Raw genomic sequence first — 18,340 nt, forward strand, 5'->3', positions numbered from 1 at the left:
ATCGGCTACGCCGGGCCCCACCGTTCTCACGCGCGTACGAACTACCGTCGCCGGGACCCGGTCGGGCCGCCGGCGCAACAGTTCGACACACGAAGCACACCGGCGGGCGCCTCGGCTCGACAATGGTGGGCATGCCTGAACAGACTCGTCCTGCCGCCCCTCGCTCGTTCGCGACGGCGCAGGTGCAGGCCGGGTTCGACTCCGGCATCGCGGAGAACACCGCCATCCCCTCCATCCACCAGTCCAACGGGTTCGAGTTCCGCTCGCTCGCCGAGGCACGCGACCTCTTCGCGCTGCGCAAGGACGGCAACATCTACAGCCGCGCCGCGAACCCCACGGTGCTCGTCTTCGAGCGCCGCGTCGCCGAGCTCGAGGGAGGCATCGCCGCGGCCGGCGTTGCGTCGGGCCAGGCGGCCGTCGCCGTCGCACTGCTGGCTCTGGCCAAGCAGGGCGAGCACATCGTCGCCGCCCGGCAGCTGTACGGCGGCACCGTCGACCTGCTGCAGGACACCTTCGCCGACTGGGGCATCGAGGTGACATTCGTCGACCAGGACGACCTCGACGCCTGGCGCGCCGCCGTCCGCCCGACCACGCGCGCGCTCTTCGCCGAGTCGATCTCGAACCCGATCGCGCAGGTGCTCGACCTCGGAGCAGTCGCGGCGGTCGCCCGAGACGCCGGCGTACCCCTGGTGATCGACAACACCGTCGCGACGCCGTACCTGCAGCGGGCGAAGGACTTCGGCGCCGACATCGTCGTGCACTCCGCCACGAAGTTCCTCGGCGGCCACGGCACATCGCTCGGCGGTGTCGTGGTCGACCTCGGCACGTTCGACTTCACCGCCGAACCCGAGCGCTGGCCACAGCTGACCCAGACGTACCCGCGCGTGCCGGACGGCAGTCTCGTCGAGCGCTTCGGCGAGACGGGGTCGCCGTACATCGCGCTGGTCAAGACCAAGTATGTTCACGACCTCGGGCCATCGCTCTCGGCCTTCAACGCCTTCCAGCTGCTGCAGGGCCTCGAGACGCTCGACCTTCGCATGCAGCGCCACGCCGCGAGCGCCCTCACGGTCGCCCGGTTCCTCGAGACGCACCCCGCGGTCTCGCGTGTGCACCACCCCGGGCTGGAGTCGAGCCCGTGGCGCGCGCAGGCCGAGGCCTACCTGCCCGACGGGGTGAGCTCGGTCTTCGCGTTCGACCTGCCGTCGACGGGCGACGACGAGGCGGACTTCCGGCTCGTCGAGGCGTTCATCTCGCGCCTGCAGGTGATCCGCCTGGTCGCCAACATCGGCGATGCGCGCAGCCTTGTGGCTCACCCGGCCTCGATGACGCACAGCCACATGTCGCCGACGCAGCTCGCCGAGGCGCACATCGGCCCGACCACCGTGCGCCTTTCGATCGGCCTCGAGGACGCCCGCGACATCGTCGACGACCTGGCCCGCGCGCTCGAGCAGATCACGGCGGCAGAGGCCCGCGCCGAGCTCGCGGAGAGCGTCGCCCGCTAGCGTCCGGCCACGGGCGGCTCGCGCTAGCCTCGTGTTCATGACCTCGCCCTCCTCCCCCCGCTGGGGGATCCTCGGACCGGGCGGCATCGCCCGTGCGTTCACCAGCGACCTGCGCACCGCCGGACTCGACGTCACCGCCGTGGGTTCCCGGCGCCGCGAGACCGCCGAGGCCTTCGCCGCCGACTTCGGCCTCGCGCACGCACACGGCTCCTACGAGGACCTCGTGGCCGACCCCGATGTCGACATCGTCTACATCGCCACGCCGCATCCGATGCACGCGGCGAACGCACTGCTCGCCCTCGAGGCCGGCAAGCACGTGCTGGTCGAGAAGGCGTTCACCCTCAATGCGGCGGAGGCCGTGGCGGTGCGCGACTGCGCGGCGGAACGCGGACTCCTCGCGATGGAGGCGATGTGGACGCGCTACCTGCCGCACATGGTCCGCATCCGCGAACTGGTGGAGTCCGGCGCGCTCGGCGAGGTCCGCGCCGTCACCGCCGACCACACGCAGCGCCTCCCTTCCGACCCGGGACACCGTATCAACGCGCTGGAGCTCGGCGGCGGCGCCCTGCTCGACCTCGGTATCTACCCGGTGTCGTTCGCGTGGGACATCCTGGGCGAACCGCTCTCGATCGCGGCGGCCGCCCGCATCGGCGACGCAGGATCCGACACCGAGGTCGCGACGATCATGACCCACGCGTCGGGCGCGCTGTCGACCTCCCTTTCGGCATCCCGCGGCGCGGGCCCCAACACCGCGGCGGTCATCGGCACCGAGGCCCGCATCGACATCGACAGCGTCTGGTATTCGCCCACCTCGTTCCGCCTCGTCGGCCCCGACGGCGCGGTGCGCGAGGAGTTCCGCTCCGACGTCGAGGGGCGCGGCATGCAGTACCAGGCTCTCGCCGCCGGGCGGTACCTCGCCGAGGGCCGCACCGACTCCGATGTGCTGCCCATCGACGAGACCGTCGCGATCATGGCGACGCTCGACGAGATCCGCGACCTCGTCGGCGTGCGCTATCCCGGTGAGGAGTGACATGCCCGACCTGCTGAGCCCGCGCGTGGCGGTGTACCTGGACTTCGACAACATCGTGATGTCGTGGTACGACCGCGTGCACGGCAAGAACTCCTACTCCCGCGACCGACAGAAGATCGCGACGGATGCTGCGAACCCCGAGATCGCGGAGCGCCTGGCCGCCGCGACGATCGATGTCGGTGCGATCATCGACTACGCGACGTCGTTCGGCACCCTGGTGCTCACCCGCGCCTACGCGGACTGGTCGGCGCCCGTCAACGCCGAGTACCGCTCGCAGCTCGTGGCGCGCGCCGTCGACCTCGTGCAGCTCTTCCCCGCCGCGGCGTACGCCAAGAACGGGGCCGACATCCGCCTCGCGGTGGATGCCGTCGAGGACATGTTCCGCCTGCCCGACCTGACGCACGTCGTGATCGTCGCCGGGGACTCCGACTACGTGCCGCTCGCCCAGCGCTGTCGCCGCCTGGGCCGCTTCGTCGTGGGCGTGGGCGTCGCAGGCTCGACCGCCAAGTCGCTCGCCGCGGCGTGCGACCAGTTCGATTCGTACGACGCCCTGCCCGGGGTCGCGGCTCCGGCGTCGGGGAAGAATGATGCTGCGCCGCCGCGTGCGTCCGGCAGCCGGCGTGCGAGGAAGACCGCCGTCGATCCGACCGAATCCCTTCTCGAGCGCGCACTCCGTCTGGAGAGCGACAAGGAAGGCGTGGAGTGGCAGCACGCCTCGGCGGTGAAGAGCCTCATCAAGCGGCTCGACCCGGCTTTCAGCGAGAAGGCCCTCGGGTACAAGAGCTTCTCGGAGTTCGTGAAGGCGCATCCGGGCGTCGCCGAGGTCGACGAGTCGGGCAACATCGTGCTCATCCGCCTCGCCGCCGACAGGCGCTGACCGTGCGTGACCCACAGCCGACCGGGGAAATCGGCCGTGGGATAAAGTGTGACCTGTGGCACGCCGTCAAGCCCCGCCGGGCTCGCAGACCTCGCTCCGCGAGGCCAATCGCGCGCGTGTCATCGAGTCGCTGAAGCGCCACGGTCGTCTCACCCAGATCGAGCTCGCCGGCAGCACAGGCCTCTCGCCCGCCACGGTCTCGAACATCGTCAAGGAGCTGACGGCGTCGGGCCTCCTGCACACGTCGTTCACGACGAGCAGCGGCCGCCGCGCGACCCTGGTGTCGCTCGCCCGCCGCCTCGGCCTCGTCGCCGGGGTCCACTACAGCTCACGCCACCTGCACATCGCCATCGCCGACACTGCGCGCACCATCGTGACGCAGTCGTCGCTGCCGCTCCCCCTCGACCACCGCCACGACTCCGAACTCGACCGCCTCGCCCTGCTGCTCGGCGACATGATGGAATCCCTCGGCGGATCCATGGCCGACATCCTCGGCGTCGGTCTCGCGCTTCCCGCGCCCATCGATCCGCGGACCGGCATGGTGTCGACGCCCGGGCTGCTGCGCGGCTGGGAGAACGTCGACGTCGCCGAGAGCCTCTCGATCCGCATCGGACGCCCCGTGCACGTCGACAGTGAGGCGAACCTCGGCGGGCTGGCCGAGGCGCGTGAGGGCAACGGACGCTCGGCCGCGTCGTCGGTGTTCATCCGCGTCGGGCACACCATCAGCGCCGGGCTCGTCGTGGGCGGCGACCTGTTCCGCGGCGTCAACGGCAAGGCCGGCCAGATCGGGCACGTCACCCTCGACGAGAACGGCCCCATCTGCCGCTGCAGCAATCGCGGCTGCCTCGAGACCTACGCCGGCGGGCCCGCCCTGCTGTCGCTCTTCCCTCCGAGCGAGGGCATGCACCGCCTCGGCGACCTGCTGCACGCCGCCGAGGCGGGCGACGGCGCGGCGCGCCGCGTGATCGCCGACGCCGGCCGGCACATCGGCATCGCCGCCGCGAGCCTGTGCAATCTCTTCGACCCCGAGCTCATCGTGGTCGGCGGCGAGCTCGGCCAAGCCGGCGAGATCCTCATGGCACCGATGCGCCACTCGCTCGAGCGCACCGCACTCGCGTCCGCGGACGGCCTGCCCGAGATCGTGGGCGCCTCGTTCGGCGAGTGGGCCGAGACGCGCGGGGCGATCGCGATCGCCCTCGACCATGTCACGGTCGACGCCCAGCTGCCGACCGCACCGTCGCTGCCCATCACCGCATAGGCTCGTCCGATGCCCCGTACGCGACTGGATCGGCCGCGACGGCGCCCGAGCGGGCGTCGCGCGGTGGCGGCAGCATCCGGGTTCCTGCTCGCCACCGCAATGCTGTCGGGCTGCTCCGGCACGCCCGGCCAGGGAGGCACCCCCGACGACGACACGATCGCCCTGTTGCTGCCCGACGCGAAGACCGCGCGCTACGAGACGTTCGACCGGCCGATGTTCGAGGCGCGTATCGCCGAGCTCGGCGAGTACGAGGTGCTGTACGCCAACGCCGACCAGGACGCCGCCAAGCAGCAGCAGCAGGCGGAGTCCGCGCTCGCCGCCGGCGCCGGCGTGCTCGTGCTCGACCCGGTGGACGCGAACGCCGCCGTCAGCATCGTGAGTTCGGCGAACGCGAAGGGCGTGCCCGTCATCTCGTACGACCGGCTCGTCGCCGGCGGCGACCTGGCGTACTACATCTCGTTCGACAACGAGAAGGTCGGCGTGCTGCAGGCGACCGCGTTCGTGAAGGGCATGCAGGCGGAGGACGAGGGCAGCGGCATCCTGATGGTCAACGGCTCCCCCACCGACAGCAACGCCGCGCTGTTCAAGCAGGGCGCGCACAGCATCATCGACGACAGTGGTCTGCGCGTGCTCGCCGAGTACGACACCCCCGGCTGGAACCCCGAGAAGGCACAGGAGTGGGTGTCGGGCCAGATCGCGCAGCACGGCGACGCCATCGCGGGGGTCTACGCCGCGAACGACGCGACCGCGGGCGGCGCGGTCGCGGCGCTGCGGGTAGCGAACATCGATCCCCTGCCGATCGTCACGGGCCAGGATGCCGAGCTCTCGGCGATCCAGCGCATCTTGACGGGCGACCAGTACATGACCGTCTACAAGGCGATCAAGCCGCAGGCCGAACTCGCGGCCGAGGTCGCCGTCAAGCTGCTTCACGGCGAGAAGGTCACGGCCCCGCTCGAGATCCAGGGCACACCGGCCACTCTGCTCGACCCGGTGGCCGTGACGATCGACGACATCATGGACACCGTGGTCGCCGACGGATTCTGGAGCGTCGACGACATCTGCACCCCGGCGTACGCGGATGCGTGCGAAGCGGCGGGCATCGGGTAGGGTCCTGACTCTGACAGGGGTCGGCGGTGGATCGATGAGGACGAGGCGAGGATGTCGATGACGCACCCGCGGGCGGGACGCCCGCGCGAACGCGTGCTGACGATGCATGGCATCGGCAAGCGCTTCGGCGCGGTCAAGGCCCTCACGGACGTCGATTTCTGGGTCAACGAGGGCGAGGTGGTCGCCCTCGTCGGCGACAACGGCGCCGGCAAATCGACGCTCGTGAAGGTGCTCGCCGGCGTGCACCCGCCCGACAGCGGAACAATCGAGTTCGACGGCGAGCCGGTCGGCATCGACTCCCCCGCCGATGCGCAGCAGCTCGGGATCGAGACGATCTTCCAGGACCTCGCGCTGTGCGACAACCTCGACGTGGTCGCCAATCTTTGGCTGGGCCGCGAGCTCCGCGACGGCGCGACGCTCGACGAGGTCGACATGGAGCAGCGCACCTGGACGCTGTTGCGCGAGCTCTCGGCGAAGATCCCGTCGGTGCGGATCCCCGTCGCATCGCTGTCGGGAGGACAGCGGCAGACCGTCGCGATCGCCCGGTCGCTCATCGGCGAGCCCCGGGTCGTCATCCTCGACGAGCCGACCGCCGCCCTCGGCGTCGCCCAGACGGCCGAGGTGCTGAATCTCATCGAACGGCTCCGCGAGCGCGGGCACGGCGTGATCCTCATCAGCCACAACATGGCCGACGTCATGGCGGTCGCCGACCGGGTCGTCGTCTTGCGCCTCGGCCGCAACAACGGCGTCTACAACGTCGCCGACGTCACGAGCGAGACGCTCATCGCGGCCATCACCGGCGCGGTCGACCACTCGACTCTTCGTCGGGCATCGGAACGGACGGATGCCGCGCCCCCGCCGTCGCCGATCGGCCCGTCCCTGGACGAACCCGAGCTCGACGAGCACACCGCCGGGGGCACGGTCATCCGCATGCCCCGGGCCGGGTCCCGCCGCACGTCCCGTCCCCGCGGGGACGGGACCCGATGAGCCTCCCCCACGGAGAGCGGCTCGCGGAGACGGCCCCGCAGGAGCGGCTCCTGAGCGCAAGCGGCATCCGTCACGCCTTCGAGGCGTTCGTGGCCCGCGTGCGCGGCGGCGATCTGGGGGCGCTCCCCGTCGTGCTCGGGATCGTGGTGATCTGGACGGTCTTCCAGCTGCTGAACCCGGTGTTCCTGTCGAGCGAGAACCTCGTCAACCTCACGATGCAGTGCGCAGCGATCGGCACGATCGCCCTCGGCGTGGTGCTCGTGCTGCTCGTCGGCGAGATCGACCTCTCGGTCGGCTCGGTGTCAGGCCTCGCCGCAGCGGTGCTGGCTGTGACCTTCGTGCAGTTGCAGTGGAACCTCGTCCTCTCCCTGGTCGCGGGGATCGTGATCGGCTGCCTCGTCGGGTTGCTCTACGGGTACCTGTTCACGCGCTTCGGTCTTCCGAGCTTCGTCATCACGCTCGCGGGTCTGCTCGGCTTCCTGGGCCTGCAGCTGTGGGTGCTCGGCGAGACGGGATCGATTGCGATCCCGTTCGATTCATGGCTCGTGCAGTTCGCGCAGCAGATGTTCCTTCCGGCGTGGGCGTCCTATGTCGTGGCCGTGCTCGCCGTCACCGCCTTCGCGTGGTCGCTCGTACGACGTTCCCGACGGCGCGCGGCTGCCAACCTCGTGAGTCAGAGCTACGGCGAGATCGCGGTGCGCAGCGCCGTGCTGCTCGTGTTCCTGCTCGTCGCCGCGTGGTACCTCAACCTGAACCGCGGCGTCGGCGTGATGTTCCTGTTCTTCCTCGCGCTGGTGGTCGCGATGAACTTCGCCCTCACCCGCACCCGCTGGGGGCGCGCCGTCTACGCGGTCGGCGGATCGGTCGAGGCCGCGAGACGCGCGGGGATCCGCGTGGACCGGATCTACCTTTCTGTCTTCGCGATGTGCTCGACCCTCGCCGCTGTGGGCGGCATCCTCGCCGCCGCACGGCTGGCCTCGGCGAATCAGAGCTCGGGCACCGGCGACGTGAACCTCAACGCGATCGCGGCTGCTGTCATCGGCGGCACCAGCCTCTTCGGCGGACGCGGGTCCGCGTTCTCGGCACTCATCGGCATCGTCGTGATCCAGTCGATCTCGTCGGGCCTGACGCTTCTGAGCCTCGACTCCTCGGTCCAGTTCATGGTCACCGGCGTGGTGCTCGTGCTCGCCGTGATCATCGACTCCCTCTCGCGCCGCACCCGCGCGGCCACCGGACGCGCCTGAAACCGATCGCCCGGCCGCCTGGCTTCACTTGGCGAACGCGCCGAGCCGGTGTTCACGATGGCTCCCGGAATCCCCTTGTCGAATTGTCGCGTTTCGACCTGCTGCATGGGCACTCTGCACGGTAAGCGCTCTCTAGGCCGTCCGCGCGACAGTATCCACCCTCTCAGATCGACGGCGTTGCCAAAGCGTTATGTTCAAGACTTGACGATAAGAATCGGTGTACTCGATGATCGCATCAGCGCGATGAACACAGGGACGATCCTGGACTCGCTCGCTTCAATGACGAAAGGCGAATGATGAAGAAGTCTTCGATCCTTGCCGCGGTCGCCCTTACGGGTGCCGCCGCGGTGATGCTGGCCGGCTGTGCCGGCAACGGCGACGGCAACGGAGGTTCCACCGAGGGTGGCGGCGACGCGGCCGGCCGCGCCTGCGTGATCCTGCCCGACGCGGCGTCCTCGCCCCGCTGGGAGAACCTGGACCGTCCGTTCCTCCAGGAGGGCCTGGAGGCGGCGGGCTTCGAGGCCGACATCCAGAACGCGCAGGGCGATAAGGACAAGTACGCGACCCTCGCGGACCAGCAGCTCACCAAGGGCTGCGGCGTCATGCTCCTCGTAGACCTCAACGGCGCCGCCGTCTCGGTCGCCGAGAAGGCGAAGGCCGAGGGCATTCCGGTCATCGCCTACGACCGTCCCTTCAAGGGCTCTGACTACTACGTCTCGTTCGACAACGAAGAGGTCGGCCGCCTCGAGGGTCAGCTCGTCCTTGACGGTCTCGAGGCCAAGGGGGTCGCCCCCGCCGACGCGGTCGTCGTCTACATGGGCGGCGACCCGACCGACGGTAACGCGAAGATGTTCCACGATGGCGCCGTTGAGGTCATGGAGGCCGCGGGCATCACCCCGGCCGCCGAGCCTCCGGGGGTCTGGGACCAGGCGAAGTCGCAGACCAACTTCGAGCAGGCTCTCACCAGCCTGAACGGCCAGGTCGACGGCGTCTGGGTGGCGAACGACACCAACGCCGCGGGCGTGATCAAGGTCCTGCAGGACAACAACCTGACCGGCGTTGCCGTGTCGGGCCAGGATGCGAATGTCGCGGGCCTGCAGAACATCCTTCTCGGCTGGCAGACGGGCACCGTGTGGAAGCAGGTGAACCTCGAGGCTGACGCCGCGATCGAGACCGCCATCGCGCTGCTGAACGGCGAGACTCCGGATGCGGACGCCGAGCTCGACGACGGCACCCCCTACATCCAGGTCACGCCGACCGTCGTCGGCCCCAACGAGGTCAAGGACGTCGTCGCCGCCGGCGGCTACGCCAGCTTCGACGACGTTTGCACGCCGGACGTCGAGGCGAAGTGCGCCGAGTTCGGAGTCACGGAGTAACGTTCGGTTCAAGCCGCGAGGGCGTCGCGTCATCGAGGCGCGGCGCCCTCTCGCGCACAGCACCGACATCGCAAGGAAGCGAGCAATGTCAGACACACTCACCGCCACCGAGCCGATCATCAAACTGGTCGGCGTCAAGAAGTCCTTCGGCCCGGTCAGCGTCCTGAAGGGCGTCGACCTCGAGGTCCACCCCGGCAAGGTCACCGCACTGGTGGGCGACAACGGGGCCGGGAAGTCCACGCTCATCAAGGGTCTCGCCGGTGTTCAGCCGTACGACGAGGGCGAGGTGCTCATCGACGGAACCCACCGTGACCTGCATGCTCCCCGCGACGCGTCCGGCCTCGGCATCGAGGTCGTCTACCAGGACCTCGCGCTGTGCGACAACCTCGACATCGTGCAGAACATGTTCCTCGGTCGCGAGGAACTCTCGTTCGGCACCTTCGACGAGGGGCGAATGGAGAAGGAGGCGTCCGACACCCTCCGCTCGCTCTCGGTGCGCACGGTCAAGTCGGTACGTCAGAAGGTGTCGAGCCTCTCGGGCGGCCAACGTCAGACCGTCGCGATCGCGCGCGCCGTGCTGAAGAAGGCGCGCGTCGTGATTCTCGACGAGCCCACCGCCGCCCTCGGCGTGGCACAGACAGAGCAGGTGCTGAACCTGGTCAAGCGGCTGTCGGAGCAGGGCGTCGCCGTGATCCTCATCAGCCACAACCTCGCCGACGTGTTCGAGGTGGCCGACGACATCGCGGTCCTCTACCTCGGTCAGATGGTCGCGCAGATCCCGACGAGCGAGACCACGCGCGACGACGTCGTCGGATACATCACCGGCACCAAGGCGCCGAAGGGCGTGACGATCGTCGACACCTCCACCATCAGCACGGAAGGAGACGTGTGATGAGCGGCAATGCCACGACACGGACCGAAGCCGCACCCGATCCCCTCGCGAGCGACCTCATCGGCAGCGGCGTCGAAGGCGGCGCCGGCGACCAGCTGAAGGCATGGTGGCAGCGGGTGCGCGGCGGCGACATGGGCGCCCTCCCGGCCATCGGCGGCCTGGTGGTTCTCTTCGCGCTGTTCTCGGTTCTGAGCCCGTTCTTCCTCACGGAACGCAACTTCGCGAACCTGCTCAATCAGGCGGCCACCCTGGTCGTGCTCGGCATGGCGCTGGTATTCGTGCTGCTGCTCGGCGAGATCGACCTGTCCGCGGGCGTCACCGGCGGCGTCGGGATGGCGCTCTTCGTCGTGCTCGCGGCCCAGGGGGTTCCCTGGCCCCTCGCCCTCCTGGTCGGCTTCGGGTTCGGGTTCCTCACGGGCGCGCTGATAGGTTTCTTCGTCGCCCGGGTAGGCATCCCGTCGTTCGTCGTCACGCTCGGTCTGTTCCTCGGCTTTCAGGGACTCGCGCTCGTCATCATTGGCCCTGGTGGCCTGTTCCGCCTCGAGGTGCCCGAGCTGATCTTCCTGCAGAACGGCAACCTTCCCATATGGGGCGGTTGGGTCATGCTCGCGATCATGCTCGCCGTCTCGGCCGGGACGTCATTCTGGGACCGCGCCCGCCGCGCCCGCGCCGGCGTGCCCAATCGCGCCCTGTCGCTGGTGTGGATCAAGCTGGCGGCCATCGCCGTCATCGGCGGGATCGTGGTGTACGTCCTCAACCAGAACCGCGGACAGTCGGTGATCGAGGTCGCGGGCGTGCCGGTCGTCGTGCCGGTGGTGCTCGTCATCCTCTGGCTGGGCACGTTCCTGCTCGACCGCACCAGGTTCGGCCGATACATCTACGCCATCGGTGGCAATGCCGAGGCCGCCCGGCGTTCGGGCGTGAAGGTGCGCTGGATCAAGTGGTGGGCGTTCGTGATCTGCTCGAGCCTGGCCGTCTTCTCGGCGCTGCTGAGCGTCGCGCGCGTCGGCTCGGTCGACGCGACCGTCGGCCGCGACATCGTCCTGTCGGGCGTCGCGGCAGCAGTCGTCGGCGGGGTCAGCTTGTTCGGCGGCAAGGGCCGTCTCATGCACGCCGCGATCGGTGCGCTGGTGATCGCGACGATCACCAACGGCCTGGGTCTGCTGAACCTGCCCGCCGGCATCAACCTGCTGGTCACCGGCGGCGTGCTGATCCTCGCGGCGACCGTGGACGCCCTCTCGCGTCTGCGTTCCGGCGGAGTCCGGATGTAGCGGACAACCCACGCCAGAAGGCGCCGGGCGGCTGCATCCGTGCGGCGCCTTCTTCTGTCATCGCCGCGGCGCGCGCAGTGCGATCGTCTCCTCGACCCACGCCGGCACGAGCTCGCTCGCGAGGCCGGCCCGCGTCTCGTCGAAGGGCACCGCCGGGTCGCTGGGCTCGAGGTTGAGCTCCACCGTGCGCGCCCCGAAGGCCGACGCGAGCGCGACGTACCCGGCCGCCGGGTACACCTGGCCTGACGTGCCGATCGAGACGAACACGTCGCACGCGACGACCGCCTGCTCGATGCGGTCGAGCCCGTACGGCATCTCACCGAACCAGACCACGTCGGGGCGCAGCATCCGTTCTCCGCATTCGGGGCACGCGGGGCGGTCGATGAGGTCGGCGACCCAATCGGGCCGGGATCCGCAGGCGAGGCAGAGCGCGCGTCGCAGCTCGCCGTGCATGTGCACGAGGTTGCGGCTGCCGGCGCGCTCGTGCAGGTCGTCGACATTCTGCGTGACCACGAGCAGGTCGTCGCCGATCGCGCCTTCGAGACGGGCGAGCGCGCGATGCGCGGCATTCGGGACGACGGATGCCGCCGCCCGGCGTCGTGCGTCATAGAACGCCTGGACGAGGTCGGGGTCGCGTTCGAATCCCTCCGGCGTCGCCACGTCGTCCACGTCGTGGCCCTCCCAGAGACCGTCGGCGCCGCGGAACGTGGGCACGCCGCTCTCTGCCGAGATGCCGGCCCCCGTGAGCACGACGATGCGATTCATCGCACGGTGTCAGGCGCGACGTGCGACAGCACGCGTTCCCAGACGTCCGCGAGGATGAGCCTCGCCCCCGGGCCCCCCGTCTTCGGCACCATCTCGACCCGGGCAGACACCAGATGATCCTTGAACCAGCGCGCCGCAGCGGATGCGGCCGTCGGGTCGGCCTGGCCGTTCATCAGGAGCGTCTTCGCGGAGATGCGGCTCAGGAGCTCGGCGACCTCGCTCGCGCCGAGTTCGGAATCCGGTCGGGGAACGGCGACGAGTGCAAGTCGGTCGACGCCCTCGCCGAGATGCGCCGCGATCATGATCGCGAGCTCTCCGGCCTCGCCGACTCCCACCAGGCCGACCGGACGCCCGTGCGCCTCGTCCGCGATGAAGCGCGCGATGACGTTCGCGGTCGCCTCTGCCGGGGTGGCGCCGCGGTACGCCGCAGGGTCGTCGATGTCGTCGACGGTGAGCCCCACGGCGACGATCCTGGCGTCGCGGTGCGCGGTGACATCGGGCCGAGGATCAGACAGGGTCGAGACACCCGAGCGGAGCAGGAACACCGTACGCTCCGCACCGGGCGCCCCGAAGCTGCGGTTCTCGTACGAGGCGTCGGGTGCGGGTCCCTTGGTCATGGCGAAATCCTACGTTCCGCCTCCCCCGAAGGGCCCGCGAGACTTCACTGGAGCGCCGAGACTGCGGGGGCCACCCGCAGTCTCGGCTCTCGGTTGCAGTCTCGCGGAGTCGCTGCAGGCGGCGCCGATGTTCGCGGCTCGGCCGTTCGGCCCCGCGACCGGCACGACGCCGGCTGCGGCGAGCGCGCGAAAAGCACCTCCCCACCGGTCACAGCCTCGTTGCCGGACACGGTCCCAGGTGTCACGGTAAGTGGAGAATCCTCCGCATGCCCAGCACCCAGGCTGGGCTGATCAACTCCTGAGCAGAGCGCGCAGCGACGCGATCGTGTCTGCTTCGTCGGGGCGCTTGTCGGGGCGATAGCCCTTCACACGTGCGAAGCGCAGGGCGACGCCGCCCGGGTAACGCGACGAGCGCTGCACGCCGTCGATCGCGATCTCGACGACCGTCTCGGGGCGCACGTGCACGGCGTACACCGAGCGGTGCGTCTCTATGGTCGGGAAATGCTCGGTCTGCCACCGCAGCGTCGCGTCGGTGAGGCCCTTGAACGTCTTGCCGACCATCACGAAGCCGCCCGGCTCGCCGAAGGCGCCTTCGGGGTCTCGGGCACCGAGGTGCAGGTTCGAGAGCTGCCCGGCGCGACGGCCCGATCCCCACTCCACGGCGAGCACGACGAGATCGTAGGTGAGAACGGGCTTGACCTTGAGCCAGCTCTTGCCGCGTCGCCCGGCGGCGTAGGGCGCGTCGAGCGCTTTCACCATCACCCCCTCGTGGCCCGCCGCGAGCGCCCGGCGCGAGAACTCCTCGGCCTCAGCGGGGTCGTCGGTGACGACCCCGGGCATGCGCGCATCGCCCACGGCCCGGTCGAGCAGCTCGAGGCGGGTGGAAAGCGGCTCGTCGATCAGGTCGCGCCCGTCGAGATGCAGGATGTCGAAGAACCACGGCCGCAGCACGGTGGCCGCGGCGTCGTCGCCCATCGACCCGAACCGCGACATGGTGTCTTGGAACGGCCGCGGGCCGCCGTCCTCATCGAGCGACAGCGTCTCGCCGTCGAGGATCACGCGCTCGGCAGGAATCGCCCGCACCGCCTCGACCAGCTCCGGCACGCGGTGCGTGATGTCGGCGAGGCTGCGCGTGAAGACGCGCACGTCGTCGCCGTCGCGATGCACCTGGATGCGCGCACCATCGAGCTTGTACTCGACGGATGCTGCGGCCCCGAGCGTCTCGAGCGCCTCCCTCGTCGAACCCGCCGTCGCGGCCAGCATCGGCAGTACCCCACGCCCGACTTCGAGCCCGACCGCGGAGAGCTCCTCGGGTGTGCCGGTGAGCGCGATGCGCGCCGTCGCCCCGAGGTCTCCCGACAGCATCGCGGCTCGCCGCACGACCGGGGCCTGGCGCTCGGAGCCCTTCGCGATGGCGTCGAGAAGCACGCCCTCGAGCGCGCCCGTGCGCAGTTCACCGATCATGACGCGCGAGAGGAACTCCCACTCATCGGCGGTAGCGGCGCCCGCGAGCGCCTCGAGTTCGGAGCGTCGGGCGAGCACCGAACCCGCACCGTCAGCGGCGGCCAGACGGCTGAGCGATGCATCGACGTCGAGCACGGTCAGGGTCGGTTCGCCCGCGTGCGCAACCTCGAGGCCCATGAGACTCCGCCAGCCGACACCTAGTCGCCCCTGTCGCGGGCTGGCCGTGAGGAACCCGATGGCGGGGGCGATCTCGTCCGGGTCGAGCTCGCGCAGCAGGTCCGCGAGGACCGACACCTTGGCCAATCGGGAAGACGTCGCCGCGACCTCGCCCGTCGCGGCCACCAGCTCATTCAGAAGCACACCGGCATTCTGGCACCGGCCACGGACACGTGTCGCCGGCTCGACGCGGGGTCCGCGCCACGACCGCGCGCAGCGCCCCGAAGTCAGCGGGCGACGGTGCGCAGCGCGGATCCCAGGTCGCGGTGCGCGAACTCGTAGCCGGCCGACAGCAGCACGCTCGGCGCGACCCAGCGGCTCTTGAGCACGAGCTCCGGCTCGGTCCGCAGCACCGCCATCGCCGGCTCGAGCATGAAGCGGTAGGCCGGAAGACCGATCGGCTGCCCGACCACGCGTCGCAGCGTCGCCATCAGCGTGCGGTTGTCGCTCGCCTCGGCAGCGGCGAGGTTCACCGGCCCAGCGATCTCGGGCCGGTCTCGGACGAACCGCACCGCGCCGACGACGTCGTCGAGGTGGATCCAGCTGAATCGCTGCCGCCCGCCCGACCGATGCCAGGACGGCCGCCCGTCCCCTGTGGGGTGCGCGCCGATCCCGCGGTACCGGCGATGCGCCCACCATCGCCCGTCGTACTGCGTGCCGCCGAGACCGAGTCGTGCGAGGCGCAGCAGTGTGCGCGTCGCGGGGCCGTCGCCGACGACGATGGCCATCCGCAGGGCGACCCGGCGTGTCTCCGGCAGGTCGCACGCGAAGAACTCGTCCTCCCAGTTCCGCGCCACTTCGACGGAGAAGCCCTCGCCGAGTTCGCCGTCGATCTCGGTCTGGGGCCGGTCCATCGCGTAGCGGTAGATCGTCGCGGTGCTCGCGTTGAGCCACACGCGAGGCGGGGTCGCAGCATCCGTCACGGCCTCCCGCAGCGTCCTCGTCGTCTGGACCCGCGATCGGAGGATCTCGTCGCGGTTCGCATCGGTATACCGGCAGTTCACCGACTTGCCGGCGAGGTTCACGAGAACGGCGGCGCCGTCGACCAGGGAGCGGATGGTGCCCCCGTCGTCCCACGTCGCATCGGCGCCCGAGCGGCCGACGGTGCGCACGTCGTACCCGTCCTGGGCGAAGGCGCGCACCACCGCGCGACCGACGAAGCCGGACGCACCGGCGACGACCGCGACCTGGCGTGCAGCCCTCACGCGACGGCCTCGGCGACGGCGTCGATGAACCGGAGGTGCTCGTCGACGCCGCCCGAAGCGGTGAGGGCACGGAGGACCACCTCGTCGGCGACGGCGCGATAGGCGGCGATCCTGTCACGAAGCGCTGCGGGCCGGATGACCGTGTCCGCCGCCTCGACACCCAGGCGCGCGAAGTTCGCCGCGTAGGCGGGGTACCCGGCGTAACGCCGCGCCTCCTCGTCGAGCACCGCGGCCGCGGCGGGGTCGACCGCCGTCCGCACGTACAGCGCGACGTGCGCCGTGCCGGCGAGCTCATGGGCGTGCCGAGCCTGCTCGGCTGCGATCTCGGGTGTGAGCCAGCTGAGCAGCAGTCCGCCCGACGCGGTGGCGCCCGCGCGCCGCATACGAGGGCCGAGCGCGCCGACCACGACACACGCCTCCGTACGCGCACGGAGGGCGGCGGCAGCATCCGTCACGCTTTCGACTGCCCCGTGGCGCAGCTGTCCGGAGCCGATGCCCAGCACGAGCCGGTCCGCCGGAAGCCCCGAGATGCCGGCGACGATGTCGTCGGGCGTGCGCCGGTCGATGGGCAGCACTCCCGTGGCGAGAACCAGCCGCTCCGTCTCGCCCGCGGCGGCGCCCAGTGCCCCGAGCGCGTCGTGCCCGGGGGTGTCGTTCACCCAGAGGGCGTGCAGCCCTGCCGCCTCGGCAGCCGCGGCGACGCGCGCGGCGACCTCCGCGCCCGCTGCCGCCGCGACCCCGATCGAGAGCGCCGCCGTCATGCGGCGCTCGCACTTACGAGGCGGGACACCTCGGCGGCCGCCCGATAGAACTCGGCGATGTCGCCGCGAGACGAGGGCAGCAGCACGACATCGTCGACGCCGGCGTCGAAGAATCGCTGCGCGCGAGCGGCGACCTCCGCCGGGTCGCCCCACAGCGCGCGCTCCTCGGGTCCGGGCTTGTCGCCGACATCGGCGATCGCGCGAGCCTCGGCATCTGCGCCGAATGCGGTCACGACGTAGGCGACGACGTCGTGACCGTCGCCACGGCCGGCTGCGGCACGGGCCTCACGGATGGCCGCGGCCGCGACGGCGTACTCGCTCGCGGTGTGCCCGCTGTCGAGAACCGTGCCGTCGGCGACCTCACCGCTCAGTCGCAGCGTCTTCGGGCCCTCGGCGGCCGCGTACACGAAGGGCGGCGACGTCGGCGGGTAGTTCAGGCGCACGTCGCGCAGCGCGACGTACCGGCCGTCGACATTCAGCTCGTCACCGGCGAGGAGGCCGCGCAGGGCGGGCACGTACTCGCGCATGAGGGTCAGCGGCGAGGCGACGCGCGCGCCCACCTGCCCCATCCAGTCGAGCACCCCGTGACCGACGCCCGGAAGCAGCCGCCCCGGGAACAGGCGCTCGACGGTGGCGATCTCCATCGCGGTCGACGCCACGTTGCGCAGCGGCAGGGGCGCGATCCCGATGCCGATCCGCAGCCCCTCCGTCCACGCGAGCGCCGCTCCCACGGTCGCGAACGCGGACTGCCGGAAGCAGTCCTCCCAGATCCACAGCTCGGGCAGCCCCTCCGATTCGGCGGCGAGCACCGCGTCGCGGAATTCGTCGGGGCTGTGCGTGTAGGGGTTGAAGATCGCGCCGATGCGGGTCATGCTCCCACTCTGTCAGCGCCCGCCGACACGCGCACGCCGGCCGGGGCTAGTGAACGTGCCGCAACCGCGCAACCCCTTGGCCGCCGGCGGCTCCCGCGTCGAGGCTGGGACCCATGGCACGGATCGGGACGTCGGGATGGGTGTATCCGCACTGGCGCGGCGCGGTCTACGAAGGCGACCAGCGCACGTGGCTCGACCAGTATGCGGCGGAGTTCGACACCGTCGAGCTCAACGGCAGCTTCTACCGCTGGCCTCCCGATGCGCGCTTCGCCGCGTGGCGCGAACGCCTGCCGGGCGCTTTCGAGATGACCGTCAAGGCGCCGCGAGGGCTGACGCATGCACGGCGCCTGCGGGAGCCGGAGACCTGGATCTCCCGCGTCGGTCGTGGCCTTCACGAACTGCGCGGGCGGCGCGGGCCGCTCCTCGTGCAGCTGCACCCGCAGATGGAGCGCGACGACGCCCGCCTCGAGCACTTCCTCACGGCGCTGCCCCCGTGGATCCGGCCGGTCGTCGAGTTGCGGCATCCGTCCTGGACCGACGAGGCCGTCTTCTCGATCCTCGAGCGCCACGGCGCCGCGTACTGCGTCATGAGCGGCGCCCACCTGCCGTGCATCCTGCGTGCGACCGCCCGCCTCGTCTACGTGCGCCTGCACGGTCCCGACCCCGAGCACCTGTACGGCGGCTCGTACTCCGACGACGATCTCGCCTGGTGGGCCGAGCGCATCCGCGAATGGGAGCGTGCCGGCCACGAGGTGTACGCGTACTTCAACAACGACGGCGAGGCCCACGCCGTCCACAACGCGCGGACCCTGAAACGGATGCTGCCCCCTGACGCGGCGCCCTCCCCGCTCACCTGTCACGAAGTGCCGGTGGGACCAGCAGATCGTGACAGGTGA

Annotated in this window: 17 protein-coding genes; 11 read left to right on the plus strand and 6 right to left on the minus strand. The window is 70.6% G+C overall.

Annotation, left to right across the window (positions count from 1 at the left end; all coding sequences use genetic code 11):
* Positions 1 to 131: 131 nt before the first annotated feature.
* The 10 genes from MRBLWH3_RS15575 (at position 132) to MRBLWH3_RS15620 (ending at position 11,544) form a co-directional block, all read left to right on the plus strand.
* On the plus strand, positions 132 to 1,502 hold the full coding sequence (locus MRBLWH3_RS15575) for an O-acetylhomoserine aminocarboxypropyltransferase/cysteine synthase family protein (protein ID WP_363433759.1): 1,371 nt from the start codon (positions 132 to 134) through the stop codon (positions 1,500 to 1,502).
* Between the two features lie 37 nt (positions 1,503 to 1,539).
* A complete protein-coding gene (locus tag MRBLWH3_RS15580) occupies positions 1,540 to 2,532 on the plus strand; it encodes a Gfo/Idh/MocA family protein (protein WP_363433761.1) in 993 nt (330 codons plus the stop codon).
* A 1-nt stretch (position 2,533) separates the two neighbouring features.
* Positions 2,534 to 3,409 (plus strand): NYN domain-containing protein, encoded by an 876-nt coding sequence (locus MRBLWH3_RS15585; protein ID WP_363433763.1) that lies wholly within the window; start codon positions 2,534 to 2,536, stop codon positions 3,407 to 3,409.
* 55 nt (positions 3,410 to 3,464) lie between these two features.
* On the plus strand, positions 3,465 to 4,667 hold the full coding sequence (locus tag MRBLWH3_RS15590) for an ROK family transcriptional regulator (protein WP_363433766.1): 1,203 nt from the start codon (positions 3,465 to 3,467) through the stop codon (positions 4,665 to 4,667).
* A gap of 9 nt (positions 4,668 to 4,676) precedes the next feature.
* Entirely contained in the window at positions 4,677 to 5,774 is a 1,098-nt protein-coding gene (locus MRBLWH3_RS15595) for a sugar ABC transporter substrate-binding protein (RefSeq protein ID WP_363433769.1), read from the plus strand.
* Positions 5,775 to 5,831: 57 nt separating this feature from the next.
* Complete coding sequence (locus MRBLWH3_RS15600) at positions 5,832 to 6,761, plus strand: ATP-binding cassette domain-containing protein (RefSeq protein WP_414685379.1); 930 nt, start codon at positions 5,832 to 5,834, stop codon at positions 6,759 to 6,761.
* The gene (locus MRBLWH3_RS15605; RefSeq protein ID WP_363433775.1) at positions 6,758 to 8,005 is read left to right on the plus strand and encodes a sugar ABC transporter permease; all 1,248 of its coding nucleotides are present in this window, start codon (positions 6,758 to 6,760) and stop codon (positions 8,003 to 8,005) included. The genes MRBLWH3_RS15600 and MRBLWH3_RS15605 overlap by 4 nt, the downstream gene beginning before the upstream one ends.
* A 293-nt stretch (positions 8,006 to 8,298) precedes the next feature.
* Positions 8,299 to 9,381 (plus strand): sugar ABC transporter substrate-binding protein, encoded by a 1,083-nt coding sequence (locus MRBLWH3_RS15610; RefSeq protein WP_363433778.1) that lies wholly within the window; start codon positions 8,299 to 8,301, stop codon positions 9,379 to 9,381.
* Between the two features lie 85 nt (positions 9,382 to 9,466).
* Complete coding sequence (locus MRBLWH3_RS15615) at positions 9,467 to 10,273, plus strand: ATP-binding cassette domain-containing protein (RefSeq protein ID WP_363433781.1); 807 nt, start codon at positions 9,467 to 9,469, stop codon at positions 10,271 to 10,273.
* Positions 10,273 to 11,544: a sugar ABC transporter permease gene (locus tag MRBLWH3_RS15620; RefSeq protein ID WP_363433783.1), complete on the plus strand. Its 1,272-nt coding sequence runs from the start codon at positions 10,273 to 10,275 to the stop codon at positions 11,542 to 11,544. The genes MRBLWH3_RS15615 and MRBLWH3_RS15620 overlap by 1 nt, the downstream gene beginning before the upstream one ends.
* A 57-nt stretch (positions 11,545 to 11,601) precedes the next feature.
* Here MRBLWH3_RS15620 and MRBLWH3_RS15625 read toward each other — a convergent pair whose 3' ends face one another.
* From MRBLWH3_RS15625 to MRBLWH3_RS15650, 6 genes are all read right to left on the minus strand, one after another.
* Complete coding sequence (locus tag MRBLWH3_RS15625) at positions 11,602 to 12,309, minus strand: NAD-dependent deacylase (protein WP_363433786.1); 708 nt, start codon at positions 12,307 to 12,309, stop codon at positions 11,602 to 11,604.
* Positions 12,306 to 12,926, minus strand: a complete 621-nt coding sequence (locus tag MRBLWH3_RS15630) for an alpha/beta fold hydrolase (RefSeq protein ID WP_363433788.1) — start codon at positions 12,924 to 12,926, stop codon at positions 12,306 to 12,308. Before MRBLWH3_RS15630 ends, MRBLWH3_RS15625 begins: the two co-directional genes overlap by 4 nt.
* A gap of 291 nt (positions 12,927 to 13,217) precedes the next feature.
* Positions 13,218 to 14,750: an ATP-dependent DNA ligase gene (locus MRBLWH3_RS15635; RefSeq protein ID WP_363433790.1), complete on the minus strand. Its 1,533-nt coding sequence runs from the start codon at positions 14,748 to 14,750 to the stop codon at positions 13,218 to 13,220.
* Positions 14,751 to 14,833: 83 nt separating this feature from the next.
* Positions 14,834 to 15,811 carry an epimerase gene (locus MRBLWH3_RS15640; protein ID WP_363433793.1) on the minus strand — a complete coding sequence of 326 codons (978 nt, stop codon included), beginning with the start codon at positions 15,809 to 15,811 and terminating at the stop codon, positions 14,834 to 14,836.
* On the minus strand, positions 15,808 to 16,572 hold the full coding sequence (locus tag MRBLWH3_RS15645) for an LLM class flavin-dependent oxidoreductase (protein ID WP_363433796.1): 765 nt from the start codon (positions 16,570 to 16,572) through the stop codon (positions 15,808 to 15,810). Before MRBLWH3_RS15645 ends, MRBLWH3_RS15640 begins: the two co-directional genes overlap by 4 nt.
* Positions 16,569 to 17,444: an LLM class flavin-dependent oxidoreductase gene (locus MRBLWH3_RS15650; protein WP_363433799.1), complete on the minus strand. Its 876-nt coding sequence runs from the start codon at positions 17,442 to 17,444 to the stop codon at positions 16,569 to 16,571. The genes MRBLWH3_RS15645 and MRBLWH3_RS15650 overlap by 4 nt, the downstream gene beginning before the upstream one ends.
* 113 nt (positions 17,445 to 17,557) lie before the next feature.
* On the opposite strand from MRBLWH3_RS15650, the gene MRBLWH3_RS15655 reads away from it, so the two are divergent.
* Complete coding sequence (locus tag MRBLWH3_RS15655) at positions 17,558 to 18,340, plus strand: DUF72 domain-containing protein (RefSeq protein ID WP_363433801.1); 783 nt, start codon at positions 17,558 to 17,560, stop codon at positions 18,338 to 18,340.

Origin of the sequence: Microbacterium sp. LWH3-1.2, assembly GCF_040675855.1 — a bacterium.
GTDB lineage: Bacteria > Actinomycetota > Actinomycetes > Actinomycetales > Microbacteriaceae > Microbacterium.

Excerpts from the sequence above, each read along its gene's own strand:
- MRBLWH3_RS15615 (WP_363433781.1), top strand. The coding sequence starts at position 9,467 with ATGTCAGACACACTCACCGCCACCGAGCCGATCATCAAACTGGTCGGC.
- MRBLWH3_RS15580 (WP_363433761.1), top strand. The coding sequence starts at position 1,540 with ATGACCTCGCCCTCCTCCCCCCGCTGGGGGATCCTCGGACCGGGCGGC.
- MRBLWH3_RS15575 (WP_363433759.1), top strand. The coding sequence starts at position 132 with ATGCCTGAACAGACTCGTCCTGCCGCCCCTCGCTCGTTCGCGACGGCG.
- MRBLWH3_RS15600 (WP_414685379.1), top strand. The coding sequence starts at position 5,832 with ATGACGCACCCGCGGGCGGGACGCCCGCGCGAACGCGTGCTGACGATG.
- MRBLWH3_RS15620 (WP_363433783.1), top strand. The coding sequence starts at position 10,273 with ATGAGCGGCAATGCCACGACACGGACCGAAGCCGCACCCGATCCCCTC.
- MRBLWH3_RS15630 (WP_363433788.1), bottom strand. The coding sequence starts at position 12,926 with ATGACCAAGGGACCCGCACCCGACGCCTCGTACGAGAACCGCAGCTTC.
- MRBLWH3_RS15595 (WP_363433769.1), top strand. The coding sequence starts at position 4,677 with ATGCCCCGTACGCGACTGGATCGGCCGCGACGGCGCCCGAGCGGGCGT.
- MRBLWH3_RS15645 (WP_363433796.1), bottom strand. The coding sequence starts at position 16,572 with ATGACGGCGGCGCTCTCGATCGGGGTCGCGGCGGCAGCGGGCGCGGAG.
- MRBLWH3_RS15605 (WP_363433775.1), top strand. The coding sequence starts at position 6,758 with ATGAGCCTCCCCCACGGAGAGCGGCTCGCGGAGACGGCCCCGCAGGAG.
- MRBLWH3_RS15655 (WP_363433801.1), top strand. The coding sequence starts at position 17,558 with ATGGCACGGATCGGGACGTCGGGATGGGTGTATCCGCACTGGCGCGGC.
- MRBLWH3_RS15650 (WP_363433799.1), bottom strand. The coding sequence starts at position 17,444 with ATGACCCGCATCGGCGCGATCTTCAACCCCTACACGCACAGCCCCGAC.
- MRBLWH3_RS15585 (WP_363433763.1), top strand. The coding sequence starts at position 2,534 with ATGCCCGACCTGCTGAGCCCGCGCGTGGCGGTGTACCTGGACTTCGAC.
- MRBLWH3_RS15610 (WP_363433778.1), top strand. The coding sequence starts at position 8,299 with ATGATGAAGAAGTCTTCGATCCTTGCCGCGGTCGCCCTTACGGGTGCC.
- MRBLWH3_RS15625 (WP_363433786.1), bottom strand. The coding sequence starts at position 12,309 with ATGAATCGCATCGTCGTGCTCACGGGGGCCGGCATCTCGGCAGAGAGC.